The 20,834-nt window shown below is 72.5% G+C and carries 19 protein-coding genes; 7 read left to right on the plus strand and 12 right to left on the minus strand.

Going from position 1 to position 20,834, the window contains the following annotated elements:
• Window positions 1-3 precede the first annotated feature (3 nt).
• From hemB to BU197_RS04660, 10 genes are all read right to left on the minus strand, one after another.
• Complete coding sequence (hemB, locus tag BU197_RS04615; protein ID WP_188266891.1) at window positions 4-1,023, minus strand: porphobilinogen synthase; 1,020 nt, start codon at window positions 1,021-1,023, stop codon at window positions 4-6.
• Between the two features lie 106 nt (window positions 1,024-1,129).
• On the minus strand, window positions 1,130-1,930 hold the full coding sequence (locus BU197_RS04620) for an aspartate/glutamate racemase family protein (protein WP_188266892.1): 801 nt from the start codon (window positions 1,928-1,930) through the stop codon (window positions 1,130-1,132).
• Complete coding sequence (locus tag BU197_RS04625) at window positions 1,899-3,149, minus strand: FAD-dependent oxidoreductase (protein ID WP_188266893.1); 1,251 nt, start codon at window positions 3,147-3,149, stop codon at window positions 1,899-1,901. The genes BU197_RS04620 and BU197_RS04625 overlap by 32 nt, the downstream gene beginning before the upstream one ends.
• Entirely contained in the window at window positions 3,146-3,913 is a 768-nt protein-coding gene (locus tag BU197_RS04630) for an arylmalonate decarboxylase (protein ID WP_188266894.1), read from the minus strand. Before BU197_RS04630 ends, BU197_RS04625 begins: the two co-directional genes overlap by 4 nt.
• Before the next feature lie 251 nt (window positions 3,914-4,164).
• Window positions 4,165-4,608: a hypothetical protein gene (locus tag BU197_RS04635; protein ID WP_188266895.1), complete on the minus strand. Its 444-nt coding sequence runs from the start codon at window positions 4,606-4,608 to the stop codon at window positions 4,165-4,167.
• 194 nt (window positions 4,609-4,802) lie between these two features.
• Window positions 4,803-5,399, minus strand: coding sequence for a LuxR C-terminal-related transcriptional regulator (locus BU197_RS04640; protein ID WP_223183111.1), 597 nt, complete (start codon window positions 5,397-5,399; stop codon window positions 4,803-4,805).
• Window positions 5,400-5,575: 176 nt separating this feature from the next.
• Complete coding sequence (locus BU197_RS04645; protein WP_188266897.1) at window positions 5,576-6,502, minus strand: DMT family transporter; 927 nt, start codon at window positions 6,500-6,502, stop codon at window positions 5,576-5,578.
• A gap of 190 nt (window positions 6,503-6,692) precedes the next feature.
• Window positions 6,693-7,625 carry a LysR family transcriptional regulator gene (locus tag BU197_RS04650; RefSeq protein WP_188266898.1) on the minus strand — a complete coding sequence of 311 codons (933 nt, stop codon included), beginning with the start codon at window positions 7,623-7,625 and terminating at the stop codon, window positions 6,693-6,695.
• A 25-nt stretch (window positions 7,626-7,650) separates the two neighbouring features.
• On the minus strand, window positions 7,651-8,568 hold the full coding sequence (locus BU197_RS04655) for a TIGR03619 family F420-dependent LLM class oxidoreductase (protein WP_188266899.1): 918 nt from the start codon (window positions 8,566-8,568) through the stop codon (window positions 7,651-7,653).
• Window positions 8,565-9,803, minus strand: a complete 1,239-nt coding sequence (locus tag BU197_RS04660) for an MFS transporter (RefSeq protein ID WP_188266900.1) — start codon at window positions 9,801-9,803, stop codon at window positions 8,565-8,567. Before BU197_RS04660 ends, BU197_RS04655 begins: the two co-directional genes overlap by 4 nt.
• Window positions 9,804-10,026: 223 nt before the next feature.
• Between BU197_RS04660 and BU197_RS04665 the strand changes: the two genes are divergently transcribed.
• Both BU197_RS04665 and BU197_RS04670 read left to right on the plus strand, forming a co-directional pair.
• Window positions 10,027-11,676 (plus strand): glutamate--tRNA ligase, encoded by a 1,650-nt coding sequence (locus BU197_RS04665; RefSeq protein ID WP_188266901.1) that lies wholly within the window; start codon window positions 10,027-10,029, stop codon window positions 11,674-11,676.
• Between the two features lie 331 nt (window positions 11,677-12,007).
• Window positions 12,008-13,006, plus strand: a complete 999-nt coding sequence (locus BU197_RS04670) for a TAXI family TRAP transporter solute-binding subunit (protein ID WP_188266902.1) — start codon at window positions 12,008-12,010, stop codon at window positions 13,004-13,006.
• A 39-nt stretch (window positions 13,007-13,045) separates the two neighbouring features.
• On the opposite strand, the gene BU197_RS04675 is transcribed toward BU197_RS04670, so the two are convergent.
• Both BU197_RS04675 and BU197_RS04680 read right to left on the minus strand, forming a co-directional pair.
• Window positions 13,046-14,452, minus strand: a complete 1,407-nt coding sequence (locus BU197_RS04675; RefSeq protein WP_188266903.1) for an ATP-binding protein — start codon at window positions 14,450-14,452, stop codon at window positions 13,046-13,048.
• An 11-nt stretch (window positions 14,453-14,463) separates the two neighbouring features.
• Window positions 14,464-15,171, minus strand: a complete 708-nt coding sequence (locus BU197_RS04680) for a response regulator transcription factor (RefSeq protein ID WP_188266904.1) — start codon at window positions 15,169-15,171, stop codon at window positions 14,464-14,466.
• Window positions 15,172-15,444: 273 nt separating this feature from the next.
• Here BU197_RS04680 and BU197_RS04685 point away from each other — a divergent pair, with 273 nt between their 5' ends.
• The 5 genes from BU197_RS04685 to BU197_RS04705 all read left to right on the plus strand — a co-directional run bounded on the left by BU197_RS04685 (window position 15,445) and on the right by BU197_RS04705 (window position 20,829).
• Window positions 15,445-16,230 carry an amino acid ABC transporter ATP-binding protein gene (locus BU197_RS04685; RefSeq protein WP_188266905.1) on the plus strand — a complete coding sequence of 262 codons (786 nt, stop codon included), beginning with the start codon at window positions 15,445-15,447 and terminating at the stop codon, window positions 16,228-16,230.
• 53 nt (window positions 16,231-16,283) lie between these two features.
• Window positions 16,284-17,105 carry a glutamate ABC transporter substrate-binding protein gene (locus BU197_RS04690; RefSeq protein WP_188266906.1) on the plus strand — a complete coding sequence of 274 codons (822 nt, stop codon included), beginning with the start codon at window positions 16,284-16,286 and terminating at the stop codon, window positions 17,103-17,105.
• A gap of 240 nt (window positions 17,106-17,345) precedes the next feature.
• Window positions 17,346-18,020, plus strand: coding sequence for an amino acid ABC transporter permease (locus tag BU197_RS04695; RefSeq protein ID WP_188266907.1), 675 nt, complete (start codon window positions 17,346-17,348; stop codon window positions 18,018-18,020).
• On the plus strand, window positions 18,017-18,907 hold the full coding sequence (locus BU197_RS04700) for an amino acid ABC transporter permease (RefSeq protein WP_188266908.1): 891 nt from the start codon (window positions 18,017-18,019) through the stop codon (window positions 18,905-18,907). Before BU197_RS04695 ends, BU197_RS04700 begins: the two co-directional genes overlap by 4 nt.
• A gap of 227 nt (window positions 18,908-19,134) precedes the next feature.
• Window positions 19,135-20,829: an FAD-dependent monooxygenase gene (locus BU197_RS04705; RefSeq protein WP_188266909.1), complete on the plus strand. Its 1,695-nt coding sequence runs from the start codon at window positions 19,135-19,137 to the stop codon at window positions 20,827-20,829.
• Window positions 20,830-20,834: the final 5 nt, after the last annotated feature.

Below are 20,834 nucleotides of genomic sequence, written 5' to 3' on the forward strand. Positions count from 1 at the left end.
GGGTCACCGGTCCAGGGTCTGGGCGAACTCGGAGGCCCAGTAGGTGATGATCTGGGTGGCGCCCGCGCGGTGGATGGAGGCGAGGCTCTCCCGGACGACCTGGTCGCGGTCGATCCAGCCCTTGGCGGCGGCCGCCTCGACCATCGAGTACTCGCCGGAGACCTGGTAGGCGGAGACGGGCACCTGGACGTGGTCGGCGATGAGCCGGACGATGTCGAGGTAGGCGAGGGCGGGCTTGACCATGACGAGGTCGGCGCCCTCGGCGACGTCCAGCGAGACTTCCAGGAGGGATTCCCGGATGTTGCCGGGGAACTGCTGGTAGCCCTTGCGGTCGCCGCGCAGGGTGGACTCGACGGCGTCCCGGAAGGGGCCGTAGAAGTGCGAGGCGTACTTGGCGGAGTAGCCGAGGATGGCGACGGACTGGTGTCCGGCCTGGTCGAGGGCTTCGCGGATACGGCGGACCTGGCCGTCCATCATGCCGCTGGGGGCGACGATCTGGGCGCCCGCGTCGGCCTGGACGACGGCGGCGCGGGCGTACAGCTCGATGCTGGCGTCGTTGTCGACGTCGCCGTTCGCGTCGAGGACGCCGGTGTGGCCGTGGTCGGTGTACTCGTCGAGGTTGATGTCGCCGATGACCACGGTGGAGTCGCCGACTTCGGCGGTGACGTCGCGCAGGGCGACCTGGAGGATGCCGTCGGGGTCGACGGCGCCGGTGCCGGTGGGGTCCTTGTGCTCGGGGATGCCGAAGAGGATGAGTCCGCCGACGCCGTTGGCGACCGCTTCGGTGGCGGCCTTGCGGAGGGAGTCGCGGGTGTGCTGGAAGACGCCCGGCATGGAGGGGATCTCGCGCGGCTCGGCGAGGCCCTCGCGGAGGAAGAGGGGCTGGACGAGGTTGGCGGGGCCGACCCGGGTCTCGGCGGCGAACCGGCGGAGGGCGGGGGTGCGGCGCAGTCGGCGGGGTCGGTAGTAGGGGGCGGCGGGGTCGGTGGCCGCGGTGTTGCGGCCGTAGGCGTCGTACGTCATGGACGGGGCTCCTTGGAAGGCGTGGCGGCGCGGGCGGGGTGCGGGTGTGCGGGGGCGTCGTACGGGTCCCGTGTCGTGCGGGGATGTCGTGTCGTACGGGCGGGTGTCAGAGGACCGCGCCGAGGAAGACCTGCTCCAGGTGCTTGGCGACGGGCTCGTCGGGGCGGCTGAACCAGTAGCCGTGGCCGCTGCGCTGGAAGAGCTTGAGTTCGCCGAGGTGGACGAGGGTCTCGGCGAGCTTGACGGCGAGTCCGGCCGGGTCGATGACGGGCAGACCGTGCAGTTCGTGGATGCCGAGGTGCCAGAGGATCTCGTTGGGGATGCCCTCGGCGGGGATGACGACCTCGGCTCCGGCCTTGGCGGCGCGCAGGGCGGCGGCCGAGTACACCTCGACGAACTGGTCGAAGTCCCCTTCGAGGGAGCGGTGTACGGAGTCCCAGCCGCCGGGGACGACCTCGTAGGAGCTGAGCGAGGACTCCAGGCGGTACTGCCGGATGTTGGCCCTGATCGGCTCTTCGAGCGGCGGCATGAAGCCGAGGACGCCGAAGCGCTGGCCGGTGAGGGCGGAGAGGAAGAAGGCGGTCTCGCCGTAGCCGAGGGTCGGGATGGAGGCGAGGTGGCGGGCGTCGCGCAGGCCCGGGTCCTGGCCTGCGGCGATCACCCAGGCGTCGTAGCCCTCGCGTTCGGCGACGAGCGCGGACTCGGAGAAGTGCCGGCTGAAGAGGACCTGTGCGGAGTGGTGGCCGACCAGTCCGAAGGGGGTGCGGTCGGGGTAGGTGTCGGCCGGCAGGGTCTTGATGTCGACGGTGGTGCCGGGTGCGGCGATCGCGTCGAGGTGGTCGCGGTACCACTGGTCGAGCAGCGGGAGGCGGCCCTCAACGGTGTGCTTGTGAAACCAGATCCGCATGTGCGTCACCTTTCAGTGGTCGTGGTGCGACGTCGAGAAGTGAGGCCTTGTACAGGTAGTCGGCGGCCGACCGGGGGTCGGCGGCGGTCCGCTTCAGGGCGGCGATGCGGGCGGGAAGTTCGGCGGCGCTGTCGATACCGGCCGTGCGGGCCTCGCTGCGGGGGATGACGGCCGTCTCGACGACGCTTCGGCGCCGTTCGAGGGCGGCGTCGAGCGCGCTCTCCCCTGCCGGGTCGCCCCGCAGGACGGCGGCGAGGGCGCGGCCGGTCTCCACGGCGTCGTGCAGCCCGCAGTTCATGTTCAGGCCGCCCGCGGTGGAGGTGAGATGGGCCGCGTCCCCGGCGAAGAGCACCCGCCCGGCCCGGTAGCGGGGCAGCAGGAACCGGGCGAGCCGGTAGGTGTGCGCGTCCTCGACACGCACGGCCCGTCCGGCGGCGCCGGGCAGGGCCCGCTCGATCCTGGCCCGTACGGCGTCGGGCGCGAGGACCTCGTCGCGGTCCGTTCCGCGCGGGATGCGGAAGATCAGCCGCCAGTGGTCGGGCATCCCGAGCGCGCTGTACGAGGCCCGGGGGTCGCGGATGTAGCTGAGCGCGGCGAGTCCGGGCAGGAGGGTGTCGAGCGGGGTGGTGGTGACCACGCGGAGCGCGTAGTCGGGGTAGACCTCGGCGGTGCCGGGAAGTCCGGCGAGATCGCGCAGCCCGCTGCGGCTGCCGTCGGCCGCGAGGACGTACGGGTGGCGGGTGACGGTGGTCCGGCCCGCCGGGTCCTCGGCGCGCAGCAGGACTCCGTCGCCGGTGTCCTCGGCGCCCGTGACGGTGGCCCCGAAGCGGATGTCGGCGAGGCCCGTCGCGGCGAGTTCGGCGAGCAGCAGCGGGGTGAGCCGGGCCTGTTCGACATGGAGCCGGTACGGGTGGCCGGTGGCTCCGGCGAGCAGCGCGTAGTCCAGTTCGGCGAGGACGGTGCCGTCCAGGTCGCGCCACTGGACGCGGTCGACGGTCCGGCCCTGGCGGAGCAGCGGGGCGGCGACGCCGAGTTCGTCGAGGAGGTCGAGGGTGGAGGGGTGGAAGGTGGAGGCGCGGGACTCGGTGGCCAGCTCCGTACGGGCCTCAAGGAGGGTGACGGGGACGCCGGACCGGGCGAGGACGAGCGCGGCGGCGAGTCCGACGGGCCCGGCGCCGACGACGGCGACCGGTTCGCGCCGGGCGGCGGGACCGCTCACGAGACGGGGGCCGGGGCGAGGCCGGTCGTGCCGGTCTTCTCGGCGAGCCTGCGGAGCAGCGGGTGGGCGTCGGGGCCGTCGGCCGGGAGGCCGAGGGTGTCCCTGGCCCACCAGGCGCTCGCCAGGTTGGAGGTGAGGAGGGTCCGCCCGCTGTCCCGGCCGAGTTCGGCGAGGGCGTCGAAGGTGAACATGCCGGTGCCGGTGAACAACAGGGTCGCGTCCTCGGGGAGTTCGGCCTCCCGTACCTGGGCGACCAGTTCCTCGGTGGTGACGTCGTACGGGGAGAAGCGGGCGCCGGCGCGGATCTTGACGACCCGGTCGACGGCGAGCCCGGCCGACTCCCAGTAGGCGTGGCTCAGTTCGGTGAGCCAGGGCTCGTAGGGGGAGATCAGGACGAGCCGCTCGGAGCCCACCGCCCGCGCGGTGTCGAGGATGGCGAGGGCTGCGGAGCGGACGGGCGCGCCGGTCCGCTCGGAGAGTTCCGCGCAGAGGGCGCGGTCGCCGTCCGGTCCGAGGAGGTAGTGGGAGCCGGTGCAGGAGACGACGGTGGCGTCGAGGCGCAGTCCGCCGAAATTCCCCAGTACGTCGGGGAGTACGTCGTTGTACTTCTCCAGACGACCGCGCAGGTCATTTCCGGGAAGTACCGGGAATCGCGAGGTGTGGACATTCAGTGCGGGGCTTGTGAGGCTGCCGATCTCGGGTTCGGCTGCGGCGTTTCCGGAAGGAACCACCACACCGAGTCGCGGCGCCGAATGCAGAGCCATGAGTGAGTCTCTCCGATCCGTCGGTGCCATGGGGATCACCGTACGAGGGAATTGCGGGGCACATCGATACGGGATTCCGCACCCGTGGCCGAATATGGTCGCGGGCATGCGAACGGCGCCGCACCGTGAATACGATGCGGCGCCGTGGCGTGTCCGGAATTCGAGACGGTCCGGATTGCGGGATGCCGGGAAGGGGCGGCCGTCCGGGATGCGAGACGCCCGGACGGGCTATCCGGAAATCGGAAACGGAATTACCCGGCCCGGGTGGCGGTGGCTTCGGCTTCGGCTTCGGCTTCGGCGATGAATTCGTCGATCCTCGCCCGTCGGGTGAGGGCGTCGTTGACGGCCCAGTTGCCCTCCGGGATCTCGTTCACGATCAGCCAGACGACGGTGTCGGTCCCGGTCGCCTCCCGTACGTGCCGGGTCAGCTCGGCGCCCAGCACCTCGTTGCGCTCGGGGGTGACGAAGCCTTCGAGGGGGGTGAGCACGACCACGGCACCGGGGGCGGCGCCGGTCCCGGTGACCGCGAGCCCCTTGGCCGCCTCGCGGAGGTAGACCCAGGTGGCGGAGGTGAAGAAGTCGGTGCGGGGCAGCTCCATGGCCGTGAGCACGGAGGTGACGACCCGCTGTTGCAGGACCTCCACGGCGGCTCCGGTGACACTGCCCTCGGGGACGGTGATCTCGACCAGCGGCATGACGACTCCCAAGGTGTGGGTACGGGAAAACGGGCACGGCTGTGCCCGGACGCGGGCATGAGGAAAGGCGCACGCGGGCATGCGGAGACGCGCATACGGACGCGGCGCGGGAAGGTGCGCGGACGGGTGTCCGTATACGGGTGGGACCGGCGCGTACGGGTGGGACCGACGCGTCGGGTGGGACCGGCGCGGGATCAGCAGGCCAACGCGGCTTCGAACCGGTCGATGGCGGCGGCCAGCTGGGCTCGGCGGCGGATGTCGAGCTTGCGGTAGATGCGGGTGATGTGCAGTTCCACGGCCCGGGTGGACACCGTGAAGGACTCGGCGATCTGCTTGTTGGTCAGTCCGTCGAGCATCATCGTGGCGATGCGCCGTTCGTGGGCGGTCAGCTCCTCACGGACGGCGGTCTCCTCACGGGCGGCCGGCGGGACGGGCGTCGGGACGCCCCCGCGTATTCGCTCGTGGGTCCCGGCGCCTCCGGTGGACCGCTCCAGACCGGCGAGGACGACGTGTCCCATGACCGCGTTCCATTCCCGGACCCGTAGCTCGCCGACGACCTGGGCCTGGGCGTACGGGTCGGCGTACAGGACCCGCAGGAGCGACCCCCGGTCGCGGGCCTCGCAGACGAGGAGTTCCCCGCTGCCGTCCCGCCAGGGACCGCCGCCGAGCAGGATGCCGCGGGCGGCCATCCTTTTCCAGTAGGCCCGGTGGGCCTCCCCGAAACTCAGCCGGTCCGTCTCTCTTCCACGGAAAACGAGTTCGACCACAAAAGCCACGTACGACTCCCCCATAAAGGCCGGGTGTTTCCACTTGCGACGCTACCATCCACCACCCGCCCCATTAATGAACACAATGTTGCGTTCGTCGGCCCGGGTATTCTTGAGGGAATGGCGTGTGCCCGGCCGCCGGAAACGGCCGGGCGCGCCTTGTGGTGCCGCGCCCCGGACGGCCCCCGGAGCGGTTCCCGCTAGTCGGCGGCGGGCGTCGCCACGGCTGCGGCCCCGGGGGCGGGCTCGGGCGCGGGGCGGGGCTTGCGCCGGAGCAGTCCGGTGGCGACGAGCACGGCGACCGCGCCGGCCCATACGGTCCAGCCCAGCGGTTCCTGGAGCACGGCGGCGCCCAGGACGACGGCGACGGCGGTCATGAGATAGGTGACGGTCGAGGCGACCGTGGGACCGTCCTTGATGATCAGCTCGAAGTTGAGCAGGGCGGCGAAGCCGGTGCAGACCACGCCGAGGACGAGGACGGAGACCACCGAGTCGGTGCGCCAGGTGATGCTCTGCAATCCGAGGAAGGGGAAGGCGATCAGGAGCAGCACGGTGGCGACGCTGAGCTGGCCGCCCGCGAGCATCAGCGGCGGAATGCCCTTGCCCACGAGGAACTTGCCCATGTACGCGAAGCTGGCGCCGAAGCTGATGGAGCCGAGGACGAAGCAGAGGATGCTCCAGCCGGTGCCCGAGGAGGAGGCGTTCCAGGGGGAGGCGATGAGCGCGGTGCCGCCGAGTCCGAGCAGGACGCCGCCCGCCTTGAAGGCGGAGACCCGCTTCTCCTGGCCGAGCAGCAGGGCGGCGGCCAGGGTCCAGATCGGCGCGCTGCCGTTGACGACGGCGGCGACGCTGCTGGAGCCGTCGATCTCGCCTTCGGCGTAGAGGGTCCAGGGGACGGCGTTGCCGAGCAGGGCGGCGACCGTCAGATGACCCCAGGTGGCGGCTTCCCTCGGAAGCCGGAGCCCCTTGGCGTAGCCGATCGCGAGGATGACGACGGCGCCGAGGGCGAGCCGGATCAGGACCATCTGCACGGGCGAGAAGCCGTACCCGGCGATCTTGATCCAGAGGAAGACGGAGCCCCAGATGAGGCTCAGCGCGGCCAGCCGCGTGTACGTGGCTTTGGACATGGGTGTTTCCGCTCTCCGGAGGAGTCAGGGAAGGGAAGGGGAACGCGCGGTACGGTCCGCGGTACGCCCCCGAGCCTGACATCGGCCGCCGGAGGGGTCCAGCAACGGCTGCTGGACGGTACCTTCCAACAGACGTGGCGAATCGGACGGGGAGCGGGCCGCGTCCGACGGGACCCGGGACCGGGCTCCTTCAGCCCGCCACCGCCGCGCGTGCCACCGTGCGCAGCGCGTCCAGGACGGCGGCGATCTCCGGGGAGGTCTGGCTGCCCTCGCGAACGGCGGCGAAGACCGTCCGCGAGGGCGCCTCCTCGCTGAACGCGCGGATCGTCACCTCGGGCCGGGGCCCCGGTTTGGCGAGGCGCGGCACGAGGGCGACCCCGAGGCCGAGCCGTACCGCCGCCAGGGTGGCGTCCCAGTCGCCGATGGCGTGCGAGGCCTGCGGGGTGAACCCGGCGGCCGTGCAGGCGGCGACGCCGATGTCGTGGCACATGCCGGTGGTGGCGAAGATCCAGGTCTCGTCGGCGAGATCGGCGAGGACGAGCCGCTCCCGGTCCAGGAGCCGGTGCCCCTGCGGCAGGGCGATGTCGAAGGGGTCGTCGCAGAGCGCGACCCGGTGGAACCGGCCGTCGGAGCGGCCCTCCTCCGCCGCCGGGCCGGGGGTCCGGGCGGTGTCGGCGGAGATGACGACATCCGTCTCCCCCCGGTGCAGCAGGGAGAAGCTCTCCGGCGGATCGACCTCGGCGAGCGAGGTCCGCAGCAGCGGCCGGGTCTCCCGCAGCCGGGCCACGGCGGGCAGGATGAGGGCCGAGAGGGTGGTGGAGAAACCGGCGACCGCGACCTGTCCGCGCTCGCCGCTCGCGTGCCCGGCGAGTTCCGCGCGCATCTGCTCCATCTGCGCGAAGACGGCCTCCGCGTGCCGCAGGACGATCCGCGCCGCCCCGGTGAGCCGCAGTCTGCGCCCGGCGGGCTCGGTGAGGGGTACGCCCAACTCGCGTCCGAGGGCGCTGAGTTGCTGGGACACGGCCTGCGGGGTGAGGTGCAGGGCCTGCGCGGCGGCGCTGACCGTGCCGCGCTCGCTGAGTTCCCTCAGCACCCGCAGCTTCCGCAGGTCCGGATCGACCATCTCGCGCACCCCCCTCACCGCCGGGTCATCGTACGCAGCCGGCGTCCACGTCGACGACCTCCTCGACCAGGGTCTCCAGGATGTCCAGGTCGCGTGCGGTGCGGCCGGGCTCCCGCCGGTCGCCCGGGTAGGTCGGGTCGAGGACCACGGCCCGCGCGCCGAGGTCCTGGAGGAGTCCGAGGTCGTCGGCGATCTGCCCCAGGGTGCCCTCCCCCAGGAGGCGCCCGGGGCCCAACGGCCTGCGGGTGACGCGGAGTTTGATGCGCGGGCAGAGGTCGGGGACGGGCCGCTGCTGCTCCTCGGCGACCTGTCGGAGCGTGGGCAGTCCCACGCCGAGGAGCCAGTCGCCGGAGACGGAGGTGGGGTGCCAGGCGTCGCCGAGGCGTACGGCCCGGCGCAGCGCCCCGTAGCTGTGTCCGCCGACCCAGACCGGCGGTCCCGGCCGCTGCACGGGCAGCGGGCCGGTGTAGATCTCGCGGAAGGAGACGTGGGCGCCGTCGAAGGAGGCGACCTCGTTCGCCCAGCACGCCTTGATCGCGGCCAGGTACTCGTCGCTGATCGCGCCGCGCTTGCGGTACGGGACGTCGAGGACGGCGAACTCCCGGGCGGCCCATCCGGCGGCGGCGCCGAAGACCAGCCGTCCGCCGCTGAACCGGTCGATGTTGGCGGCGACCCGGGCGGTGTGCACGGGGTGCCGGTACGGAAGGATCGTGACGGTCGTGCCCAGACCCACGGTCCTGGTGATCCCGGCGAGCCAGGCGAGGGTCGCGAAGGGGTCGTAGAACGGGGCGGGGAAGAGGTGCTGCACGTCCGGGGTGAGCGCCACGTGGTCGGAGACCATGGCGTAGTGGTAGCCCATCGACTCGACCCGCAGCGCCCAGTCGGCGAGGGCGTCGGGGGCGGCCTCCGGGCCGTAGTTGGGCAGATTGACGCCGAACTTCATGGGGCGTTCCTTTCCGGGTGGCCGGTCGCGTCCGCGGCGGCGGTCCCGTTGGCGTGGTCCGTGGTGCCGCGGCCGGTCCTGGCGGCGCGCCGGGCGAGGGCCCGGACCGTGACGAGGTGACAGAGGACTCCCGCGCACGCGACCCCGGCGGCGGGGAGCGGGAGCCAGCGGGCGTCGAGCCCGTGGGCGAGGGCGAGGCCGCCGAGCGCGGAGCCGACGGCGCCGCCGAGGTAGGTGGCGGAGCTGTTGAGGCCGACGGCGGCCGCTCCCCCGGCGCCCTCCCGGCCGAGCAGCCGGTGCTGCTGGGGGACGACGAAGGCCCAGCCGGCCGCGCCCCACAGAAGCAGCGGGAGCAGGACGAGGCCGGGCACGGCGCCCGCCCAGGGCAGCGGGAGCAGGGCGGCGGCGAGGGTGCCGAGCAGGGCGACGGAGAGCAGCGCGGGCTTGCCCGTACGGTCGACGAGCGTGCCCGCGAGGAGGCTGCCGCAGACGCCGCCGATGCCCCAGACCCACAGGTAGGGCACGGCGCTGCCGATGCCCGCGGCCTGCCGGAGGACCGGCTGGAGGTAGGTGTAGAGGCCGAGGCTGGCGACGGTCTGGGTGAAGGTGACGGCGACGACGGCGGCCACCCCGGGCCGGGCGAGGGCGCCGAGCCGGGCCCGCAGGGAGGGGGCGGCGGCTCCGGTGACGGCCGGGAGCCGGGTGGCGACGCCGAGCAGGGCGAGCACGCCGAGCCCGGTGACCAGCCAGAGCGCGGTGCGCCAGCCGGAGTGGGCGGCGACGAGCAGTCCGAGCGGGACGCCGAGGACGGTGCCCGCGCTCATCCCGCCGAGGACGAGCCCGAGGGCCCGGCCGCGCCGTTCGGCCGGGACGAGGGCCCCGGCGGCGGTGGCGGCGGCCGGGGTGAACAGTCCGGCGCCCGCGCCCGCGAGGGCCCGGGTGCCGAGGAGTCCGGCGTACGAACCGGCCAGTGCCGTACCGGCGTTGGCGAGGACGAAGACGACGAGGGCGGTGATCAGGACGGTCCGGGTGCCCCGGCGGGCGAGGACGGCCGAGAACAGCGGGGCCGCCAGGGCGTAGCAGAGGGTGAAGGCCGTGACGGACTGGCCCGCGAGGGAGACGGAGACGTCCAGGTCGGCGCCGATGTCCGGGAGGAGTCCGGCCATCGCGTAGGCGTCGGTCCCCATGGCGAAGGAGCCGAGCGCGAGCAGGGCCACCGCGCGCGTGCCGCCCATCACACCCCCTCTGTGTACGTGTTCGTGTCCGTGGTGCGTACGGGTACGGGCGGGTACGTCGTACGGAATGGCCCTGGGGACGCTACTGACCGGGCACCCCGCTCGGGGCCCGGAAGGCCGAAGTGGGTTCGGAGTTCCGCAGCCTCGCGCGGCCATCCGGCTCGAATCGGCCGGTCACCGGCCTACGGTGGATCGATCGAGGAACCCCAGGAGGGAGTCCACCGTGCTCGACCTGTCCGTCATCAACGCGATGTTCCCGCCCGATCTCCCCGAACCGGCCGACTGGGAGCGGCGGTTCCGGCCGCGCGCCCTGCCGGAGGGCGCCGAGGTGACGCGCTTCGCCCCCAGCCCCACCGGGCACCTGCACATCGGCGGCCTGTACACGGCGGCGGTGTCGCGTGCCCTGGCCCGTCAGAGCGGCGGCGTGCACGTGCTGCGCGTCGAGGACACCGATCGCTCGCGCCGGGTGGCGGGCGCCGCCGAGGACTTCTCCCGGCTGCTCGACGCCTTCGGGCTCGCACCCGACGAGGGCGGGGTCGCCGGGGACGGCGACTGGGGCCCGTACCTCCAGTCGGAGCGCCGGGACGTCTATCTCGGCCATCTGCGCGAACTGCTGCGCCGGGACCGCGCCTATCCATGCTTCTGCGACCGGGACCGGCTGGCCCGCAGCGCCGAGGAGCAGCGGGCGGGCCGCTCCCCGCTGGGCTACTACGGCCGGTGGGCGCCCTGCCGGACCCTGGACCCGGCGGAGGCGGCGCGCCGGATCGGGGCGGGCGAGCCGTATGTGCTGCGGTTCCGCTGCCCGTACGAGTTTCCCGGCCGGGTCCGGTTCGCCGACCGCATCCGGTCCTCCGTCACGATGCAGGACAACGGCAACGACATCGTCCTGCTGAAGTCCTCGCAGGACGAACTGCCGCTTCCCACCTACCACTTCGCACACGTGGTGGACGACCATCTGATGCGGGTCTCGCTGGTGGTGCGCGGCGAGGAGTGGCTGTCGTCGACTCCGGTCCATCTCCAGCTGCACACGGCACTCGGCTTCGAGCCGCCCGCGTACGCGCATCTGGCGCCGCTGATGAAGGCCGAGGGCCCCTCGCGCCGCAAGCTCAGCAAGCGCAAGGACCCCGAGGCGTCGGTGGACTACTACCTGACCGCCGGATATCCGCCCGCCGCCGTCCAGCACTATCTGCGGGGGCTCGCCAACATACGTCTGATGGACGTGCCCACCGCCGAGGCGCTCGCCGCGCCCGTCCGGCTCGACGGCATGCGCCCCTCGGGGCCGCTGCTCGATCTGCCCAAACTGCACTCGCTGAGCCGCGAGTTCATCGCCTCGCTGCCGCCGGACGAGCTGTACGCGCAGTTGCTCGCCTGGGCCCGGGACCACGATCCCGAGCTGGCCTCGGTCCTGGCCCGGCACCGGGCGACGGCGCTGGCGGCGGTGGCCGCCGGACGGCCGGAGGGCGCGCCCGCCCGCAAGGACCTGGACCGCTGGTCCCGCTTCCGGGACCGGTACGGCTTCTTCTTCGCGGAGCTGTCCGGTCCGCCGCCCGCGCCGGGCGACGACCGTTACGGAGAGCTGTCGCCTGACCTGGTCAGGGCCGTGGCCGCCGGTTTCGCCCGGGACACGGAGGGCGTGGTCACCGCCGGGGAGTGGTACGGGCGGCTGCGCGCGCTCGCGGTCCGGCACGGGTACGCCCCGGACACGGCGTCCTGGCGCCGGGAGCCGGAGCGCTGGGCGGGCCCGCCGAGAACGATCGCGAACGTGATCAGGGTCGCCCTCACGGGCGCCACCCGCAGCCCGGACCTGTTCGCGGTGGCCCACGCCCTCGGCCGGGACGAGGTGGTACGGCGCCTGGGCGCGGTGTCGGGGTGAGGGGGCCGCGCCGGGTACGGGCGGGGCGGGCACGGCCTGCTTCCGCGAGGCGGCTCGTACGGCGTGGGACGGAGGTGCGGCGGGCCGGCAGGCGTCTTGCCCATGCGTGTCTTGCCCATGCGTGTCTTGCCGTGCGTGTCGGCCCGCACGTGTCTTGCCCGCACGTGTCGGCCGTACGCGTGAGGCGGCGCGTCCCTCGCGCGTACGGGCGGCCCCGTACCGTGCACCGGCGGCTCCGTACCGTGTGCGGGGTGTGCCGTCGTGACCGCGCCGGGCGAGCGGACCGGGACGAATCTGGCCAGAGGCGGCGACAGGCTGGCAGTATCGCGGGATGACCCCCACCCTCTCCCGCGCCGTCCGCCGCCGCGCCCTGCTGCTCGCGGCCGTGCTGCTCGTGCTGTGCGGGGTCCTGGTGTGGCGGCCCTGGCCCTTCGGTTCCCCGGAGCCGAGCGGCACGGTCACCTTCAGCACCGGGGTGCCCACCGGGGTCTACCAGCGGTACGGGGAGCTGCTCCAGCACGCCTTGGCCAAGGATCTTCCCCGGGTGTCGATACGGCTCACCGACAGCGAGGGTTCCCAGCAGAACCTGGCCCGGGTGGCGTCCGGCGAGGCCGATTTCACGGTGGCGACCGCCGACGCGGTGGCCCAGTACCAGCGGGAGCGCAGGCCCGGCTTCGAGCGGCTGCGCGGCTGCGCCCGGCTCTACGACGACTATGTGCAGCTCGTGGTGCCCAAGGGTTCCCGGGTGCGTTCGGTGCGGGATCTGCGCGGTCTGCGGGTGGGCGTCGGCCAGGACGGTTCGGGGGTGCGGCTGATCGCCGATCGGGTCCTCGCGGCGGCGGGTCTGGCGCCCGTACGCGATGTCACACCGGTCCCTGCGGGCATCGACACCATGCCGGTCCGCCTTGAGCACGGTGAGATCGAAGCCTTCTTCTGGTCGGGCGGGCTGCCGACGCAGGCGGTGCAGGCGCTGTCCGAGCGCTACCCGGTCCGGCTCGTGCCGCTGGACGCGGGGCTCGTCGACCGGCTCCACGACGTGGGCGGGTCCACCCGTCACTACCGGTCGGCGGTGATCCCGGCCGACGCGTACGCCAGGGCGCAGGACGGGCTGCCGGTGGAGACCCTGGCGGTGGCGAACCTCCTGGTCACCACGGCGGAGGCGGACGAGGGCCTGGTGGAGGGCTTCACCCGGACGGTGATCGGCAGCAGGGACGGCATCGGCCGACAGGTCCATCCGGCCCAGCTGGTGGATCTTCGGACCGCCGTCTACACCGAGCCCCTGCCCCTGCACGCGGGCGCCCGCCGCTACTACCGCTCGGTGAAGCCCTGAGCCCCGCCGTCCCGCCCGCCTCCCGGTGAGGCCCTGACGCTACGCGGTCCCGGTGTCGGTCGGGGGGTGGCGCGGGACGGTGACCGTGACCTTCAGGCCGTGCGGTTCGTTCGGGGCGAACGCGATGCCGCCGCCGCCCGCCGTGAGCAGCACGCGGGTGATGGAGAGCCCGAGCCCCGAGCCCTTGACGTTCTGGTGGCGGCCCGCGCGCCAGAAGCGGTCGCCGACCCGGCCCAGCTCCTCCTCGGTGAGGCCGGGGCCGTGGTCGGCGACGACGACGGAGACCTCGGTGCGGCCCGGGGTGACGCCGACCGTGACCGTCTCCCCCGCCGGGGTGAACTTCAGCGCGTTGTCGATCACCGCGTCGAGGGCGCTGGAGAGGGCCACCGGGTCCGCCCAGGCGGTGGCCGCCCCGCACTCCCCGGTGAGCGTGACGCCCTTGTCGTCGGCGACCGGGCGCCAGGAGGCGAGCCGTTCCGCGGTGAGCGCGCCGACGTCGGTGAGCCGCAGCTCGGCGGAGGCGTGCTCGGCGAGCGCCAGATCGAGGAGGTCGTCGAGGACTCGTGCGAGGCGCTTGCCCTCGGTGCGCACGGAGGCGATCTCCTCGTTTCCCTCGGGCAGTTCGAGGGCGAGGAGTTCGATCCGCAGGAGCAGTGCGGCCAGCGGGTTGCGCAGTTGGTGGGAGGCGTCGGCGACGAAGGCCCGTTGCTGTTCGAGGGCTTCCTCGACGTTGTCGGCCATCTCGTTGAAGGAGCGGGCCAGGCGCCGTAGTTCGGGAGGTCCGCTGGTCTCGGCGACCCGGGAGTTCATGCGTCCGGTGGCGATGTCGTGGGTGACGGAGTCGAGGACGCGGACCGGGCGAAGGACCCAGCCGGTGAGCCGGACGGCGGCGCCGACGGCGACGAGCATGGCGGCGGACTCGCCGACGAAGATCAGCAGCCAGCCGCGCAGGATGCGCAGGCGGAGCGGTCCGGTGGGCGAGTCGGTGACGACGACGGCGACGACGTCCCCGTCCCGGACGACCGGGGAGGCGATGGTGAGCCGGGCGCCCCGCTGCCAGGGCCAGACCTGGGAGGGGTCGTGGCTGCGGCGGCCGAGAAGCGCCTCGTTGAAGGCGCGTCTGCCCTCCCCTTCGTAGGGGACGACCCAGCCCTCGGGGGCGGCGGCCATGGAGCGGTTGTCGCGGTAGAAGATGCCGGTCCGGATGCCGTACACGTCGTGGTAGCTGGCGAGTTCGCCGCCGAGGGTGGCGCGCCGCTCGTCGGTGCCGGGCCCCGTCTCGTTGACGAACTGGGCGAGGGCGGCGAAGCGGGCGGCGTCGTCGAGCCGGTCGACGACGACCCGTTGCTGTTCGGCGGCGGCGAGGCTGGCGGCGAGCGGGAAGCCGAGGGCGAGCAGGACTCCGGCCATCAGGACGATGAGCAGCGGAAGGAGACGGGCGCGCACGAAGGGGGCCGTCAGGCGGCGGGGACGACCAGGCGGTAGCCGACGCCCCGCACGGTCTCGATGAGGGCGGGCATCCGCAGTTTGGAGCGCAGGGAGGCGACGTGCACCTCCAGGGTGCGGCCGGTCCCCTCCCAACTGGTGTGCCAGACCTCGCTGATGATCTGTTCGCGGCGGAAGACGACACCGGGCCGCTGGGCGAGCAGGGCGAGAAGGTCGAATTCCTTGCGGGTGAGGGGGATGCTCTCGCCGTCGACGCTGACCCGCCGGGTGGGCAGTTCGACGGTGACGGGGCCGAGCCGCAGCCGGGTCCCGTCGGCGGAGGCGCCGGGGGTGTCCTCGGGGGCGGAGTTGCGCCGGCTGACGGCGTGGATACGGGCCAGCAGCTCGCCGGGGTCGTAGGGCTTGACCACGTAGTCGTCGGCGCCGAGGTTGAGCCCGTGGATCCGGGAGCGCACGTCGCCGCGCGCGGTCACCATGATCACCGGGGTGCTGGTGAGCTTCCGGATCCGGCCGCAGACCTGGTAGCCGTCCTGGTCGGGAAGGCCGAGGTCGAGCAGGATCACCCCGAACGAGGGACGCTCGCCCTGGTCCGTGGGGAGGACCGCCTGAAGCGCCTCCTCGCCGTTGCGGGCGTGGGTGACGGCGAAGCCGTGCTTGGCGAGGATCGCGGAGAGGGCGGCGGCCACATGGTCGTCGTCCTCGACGAGCAGCAGTCGCATGCGTACCTCCTCCGTGAAGATGTGCTGATGGCGGCTCTCTGTGTATCAGGTGGAACCAGGACGTGAACACCGAACACCGGTGCCACCGTCAAGTGTCCCCTGATGAGGATGGTGCTCGTGTCGTCTATCCGGTACGCCCCCGGCCGTCCCCTTCACACAGAGTGTCCGGTTGCGGCCCGATCGTTATCCTCAATTTCCGCTCAGATGTGATGACGGTCCTCACATGGTGTCTCTAGTGTCCTCCCCAACCGAGGAGGACGGAGCAAGAGGCCGATGAGCGGAGAGTCTGTGTCCAAGGGTCCGGAGGACACCCCGCGTGCCGCGGACGACCTGGTCGTACTGTCCGGCGTGAACAAGCACTTCGGCGCGTTGCATGTCCTCCAGGACATCGATCTGACGATCGGCCGCGGTGAGGTCGTGGTCGTCATCGGGCCTTCCGGGTCGGGCAAGTCGACGCTGTGCCGCACGATCAACCGGCTGGAGAGCGTCGACTCCGGCACGATCACCATCGACGGCAAGCCGCTGCCCGCGGAGGGCAGGGAGCTGGCCCGGCTGCGGTCCGATGTGGGCATGGTCTTCCAGTCGTTCAATCTCTTCGCGCACAAGACGGTGCTGGAGAACGTGATGCTGGGGCAGATCAAGGTCCGCAGGACGGAGAAGAAGGCCGCCGAGACCAAGGCGCGTGCCCTGCTCGACCGGGTCGGCGTCGGCACCCAGGCGGAGAAGTACCCGGCGCAGCTCTCCGGCGGTCAGCAGCAGCGTGTGGCGATCGCCCGCGCGCTCGCGATGGACCCGAAGGTCATGCTCTTCGACGAGCCGACCTCGGCGCTGGACCCCGAGATGATCAACGAGGTCCTGGAGGTCATGCAGCAGCTGGCCCGGGACGGCATGACGATGGTGGTCGTGACCCACGAGATGGGATTCGCGCGCTCCGCCGCCAACCGGGTGGTCTTCATGGCCGACGGACGCGTCGTCGAACAGGCCTCGCCCGAGGACTTCTTCAGCAGCCCGCGCAGCGACCGGGCCAAGGACTTCCTCTCCAAGATCCTTCACCACTGAGCGGGTTCGGGCCCATCATTCCCGACCCACTTCTAGAAAAGGGACATTCCTCGATGAAGCTTCGCCGTACCTCCGCCGCCGCCACGGCCGCCGTCGTCCTCGCCCTGACCGCTTCCGCGTGCGGCGGCGGCTCGGACTCCGGCAGCAACGGCGACAAGATCACCATCGGCATCAAGTTCGACCAGCCGGGCCTGGGCCTGAAGACCCCGGACGGCACGTACGCCGGTTTCGACGTGGACGTGGCCCGTTACGTGGCCAAGGAGCTGGGCTACAGCGAAGACAAGATCAACTTCAAGCAGGCGCCCAGCGCCGAGCGCGAGAACCTGATCAAGAACGGCGACGTCAAGTTCATCGTCGCCAGCTACTCGATCAACGACAAGCGCAAGAAGGAGGTCGACTTCGCCGGTCCGTACCTCCTGGCCCACCAGGACCTGCTGGTGCGCGCCGACGACAGCTCGATCACCAAGGTCGAGGACCTCAACTCCAAGAAGCTCTGCTCCGTCTCCGGCTCGACGTCCGCGCAGAACGTCAAGGAGAAGCTGGCCCCGAAGGCCGACCTCCAGCAGCTCGGCGGCTACTCCGAGTGTCTGACCGGTCTGGAGAACAAGGCCGTCGACGCCCTGACCACCGACGACTCCATCCTCGCGGGCTACGCCTCACAGAAGGAGCACCAGGGCAAGTTCAAGCTCGCCGGTCTCCGGATGAGCGACGAGAACTACGGCATCGGCCTCAAGAAGGGCGACGAGGACCTGCGCGGCAAGATCAACAAGGCGCTGGAGAAGATGGTCTCCGACGGCACCTGGGACAAGCTCGTCAAGCAGAACTTCGGCCCCTCCGGCTACAAGAACGAGCCCGCGCCGAAGATCCAGAACTGACCCGGCCCGCCTCGGCCGTGTCTCCCTGACCGATCCCGGCTCGGTCCGGTTCGGTCCTGACCGATCTGGTCCAATTCGGTTCGATCCTGACCGATCCCGACCGGTCCCGGTCCGACTCGGGAGATACGGCCCCGGGCCCGTCGGCCGCCCCCTCCCGGGGCGGCCGGCGCACCGGCACCGGCCGTTGCCTCCGCAGCGGCTTCCACACCCGACCGACCACCAGGGGAGAGCGCGGGCACCGTGTTCGACTTTCTTGATTCCGGGCAGTACGACCTGCTCGGCGCCTTCTGGGTGACGGCACAGCTCGCCCTCTACTCGGCCGTCGGCTCGCTGGTCTGGGGCACCGCCCTGGTCGCCATGCGGGTCAGCCCGGTCCCGCTGATGCGTGCCTTCGGCACCGCCTACGTGAACATCGTCCGCAACACCCCGCTGACGGTGGTCCTCGTCGCGTGCCTCCTCGGCCTCAACCAGACCCTGCTGATCACCCTCGGCGGGGAGCGCTCGGAGGGCATCGGCTTCCGTCTCGCCGTCCTCGGACTGGTCGCCTACACCGGCACCTTCGTCTGCGAGGCACTCCGCGCGGGCATCAACACCGTCCCGCCGGGGCAGGCCGAGGCCGCCCGCGCGCTCGGCCTGAGCTTCTTCCAGGTCCTGACCGTGATCGTCCTCCCGCAGGCCTTCCGCGCGGCGGTCACCCCGCTCGCCAACGTCCTCATCGCCCTCACCAAGAACACCACCGTGGCCGCCGCGATCGGCGCCGCCGACTCGGCGTTCCTGATGAAGGTGATGATCGAGAACGAGGCCGACGCGCTCTTCGCCGTCTTCGCCATCTTCGCCTTCGGGTTCATCGTTCTCACCCTTCCCACCGGCCTCATCCTGGGCTGGGCGGCCAAGCGACTGGCGGTGAAGCGATGAGTTCCGTCCTGTACGACACCCCGGGACCGCGCGCCAAGCGGCGCAACCTCCTCTACACGGGCGTCTTCCTGGTCGCCCTCGCCCTGGTGGCCTGGTGGGTGCTGGCCGCACTGGACGCCAAGCACCAGCTGGACGCGGCGAAGTGGAGCCCGTTCGTCAGCGACTCCGAGGTCTGGACGACGTATCTGCTGCCCGGCATCGCCGAGACCCTCAAGGCCGCCGCGCTCTCCATCCTGATCGCGCTGCCCCTCGGCGCCGCCCTCGGCATCGGCCGGCTCTCCGACCACCGCTGGGTCCGGGTGCCCGTCGGCGTGATCGTGGAGTTCTTCCGCGCCATCCCCGTACTCCTCCTGATGGTCTTCGCCAACCAGGCGTACCGGGAGTTCTCCGGCGTCAGCTCCGACTTCCGCCCGCTGTACGCGGTCGTCACCGGCCTCGTCCTCTACAACGCCTCGGTGATCGCCGAGATCGTCCGGGCCGGAGTGCTCACGCTGCCCCGGGGCCAGCAGGACGCGGCCGTGGCCCTCGGCATGCGCAAGGGCCAGACCATGCTGTCCGTCCTGCTCCCGCAGGCCGTGACCGTGATGCTGCCCGCCCTGGTCAGCCAGATCGTCGTGATCGTCAAGGACACCGCGCTCGGCGGCGCCCTCCTCGGCTTCGCCGAACTCCTCAGCCAGAACCGGCAGATCACGGCCAACTACGGCGCCAACACCATCGCCACCCTCACCGTCATCGCCCTGATCTACATCGCGATCAACTCCCTCATCACCGCCCTCGCCGGGCGCCTGGAGAAGCGCCTGCGCACCGGCCGCAGGTCCGGCGCGGTGGCCCTCCCCGCCCAGGCGGGCGCGCCCGAGGCGAAGTCCGAAGCCGTCAGCGGCGCCTGAGCCGGCCGCCCCGCCGGACCACGGAGGCCGACGGCGGGGCGGCCGCCCCCACAGACGACAGGGGTGGGCCGGAGCCGTCCCGACCCGAGGTCGACGGCACCGTGCCCACCCCGTCACTTGACGCAAGCACCATCAGTGGGTTGCATACGGTCTGTGATCAAGCACCGGACTCGTGCCACACTCGACTGTGCTGCCCCCATGACCGTCCGGCCTTCAGGAGCCGCGCCGTGGACCCGGTGATCATCGTGGGCGCGGGCCCCGTCGGCCTCGCGCTCTCCCTCGCCCTCGCCGCACAGGGCGTGCCCAGCGTCGTCCTCGACGAGGGCGAAGGCAAGGACGAGCCCCGCCCCGCCCGCAGCGTCGTCCTGCGCGCCGACACGGCCGCCATGGTCGAACGCCTCGGCTGCACCACCCTCCGTGACGAGGGTCTGCGCTGGGTCGGCTGGCGCGGGATGCGCCGCCGCCAGGTCGTCCGCCATCTCACCCTCGACCTGGGCCTCGGCGGTACGGAGGAGTGGTCGGAGAATCCCGACGCGCCCTCCGCACCAGCCGCGCCGCTGCACATCCCGCAGCACGCCCTCGCCCGGGGGCTGCGCGACGCCCTCTCCCGGCAGGACCTCGTCACGCTCGTCACCGGTGCCCGCCTCGACGGCATCGAGCAGGACCGCGACGGCGTGATCGCCCACACCAGGGGGCCGGACGGCACCTGGTGGCGCGGCAGCCACCTCGTCGGCTGCGACGGCGCCCGCTCGACCGTACGCAAACTGCTCGGCATCCGCTTCCCCGGCCGGACGGCCGTCGAGCGGCACGCCGTCGCCGCCCTGCGCACCGAACTCCCCTGGCCGGGCGAGGCCCTGTCGCACCGTCAGCCCCCGTGGCGCGGGGCTCCGGACGAGATCACCGCCCGGCCGCTGCCCGACGGCGTCTGGCGGATCGACTGGCTGCTGCCGCCGCGCGGCGACCTCGTCACCCCCGACGCCCTGGTGGCCCGCATCCGCGAGACCCTGGCCGGCTGGTGTGACGGGGTGACACCGCCGTACGAACTCATCGACACCGGTGTGCACACCCTCCACCACCGGCTCGCCCGCCGCTGGCGTGTCGACCGGGTCTTCCTCGCCGGGGACGCGGCCCATCTGCTCGGCGCGGTCGGCACCCAGAGCCTCGACGAGGGGTTCCGCGACGTCGACAACCTGGCCTGGAAGCTCGCCCACACCTGGCACCACGGGGCCTCGGAGCGGCTCCTCGACAGCTACCAGAGCGAGCGCCGACCGGCCGTCGCCCACCGGCTGCGGGCGGCGGACCAGTCGCTGCCCGTGCTGCGTGGCGGCGGCGGGCTGCGGACCTACCTCCCCGGGGCCGCCCGGGGCCACGACGCCCTCCTCACCGACGGGCACGTGGGGCGCGGGCCGCTCGGCGCGCCGCCCGCCTACCCCCACTCCCTTCTCGCCCCGGAGCCCACCGAGGGCTGGATCCCGGTCGGCACCCCCGCCGGCGCCCCGGTCGAGGACGTCCGGGTGACCGCCCCCGACGGCACGACCGTACGGCTCAGGGACCGGCTCGGCCAGGGGCGCCTCCTGGTCCTCCTGGTCGCCCCCGGCACCGGCGTCTGGGACCGGCGCCACTGGCGGGGCGCGGGTGTGATGCCCCGTCTGGAGGAGGCGGTACGCGCCCTCCCGGCGCGGGCGGAGGTCCTCGTCACCGAGGCGTATCCCGGCGCACCGGCCCACGCCGTCCTGCTCGTCAGGCCCGACGGGCATCTCGTCGCCGCGTTCTCCGGGGTCCGCCCGGAGGAGCTGTACGCGGCGGCGGACGCGGTCCGGGGCGGCGATCCGTACGCGGAAGAGGAGGCGGGCGACCAGGCCGGGGCAGCGGCCGGGGCCACCGCGCCCTCCGGGCGCGACCGTACGGCGGACACACGTTGATTCCC

This window comes from Streptomyces sp. CBMA291 (genome assembly GCF_014596525.1).
GTDB lineage: Bacteria > Actinomycetota > Actinomycetes > Streptomycetales > Streptomycetaceae > Streptomyces.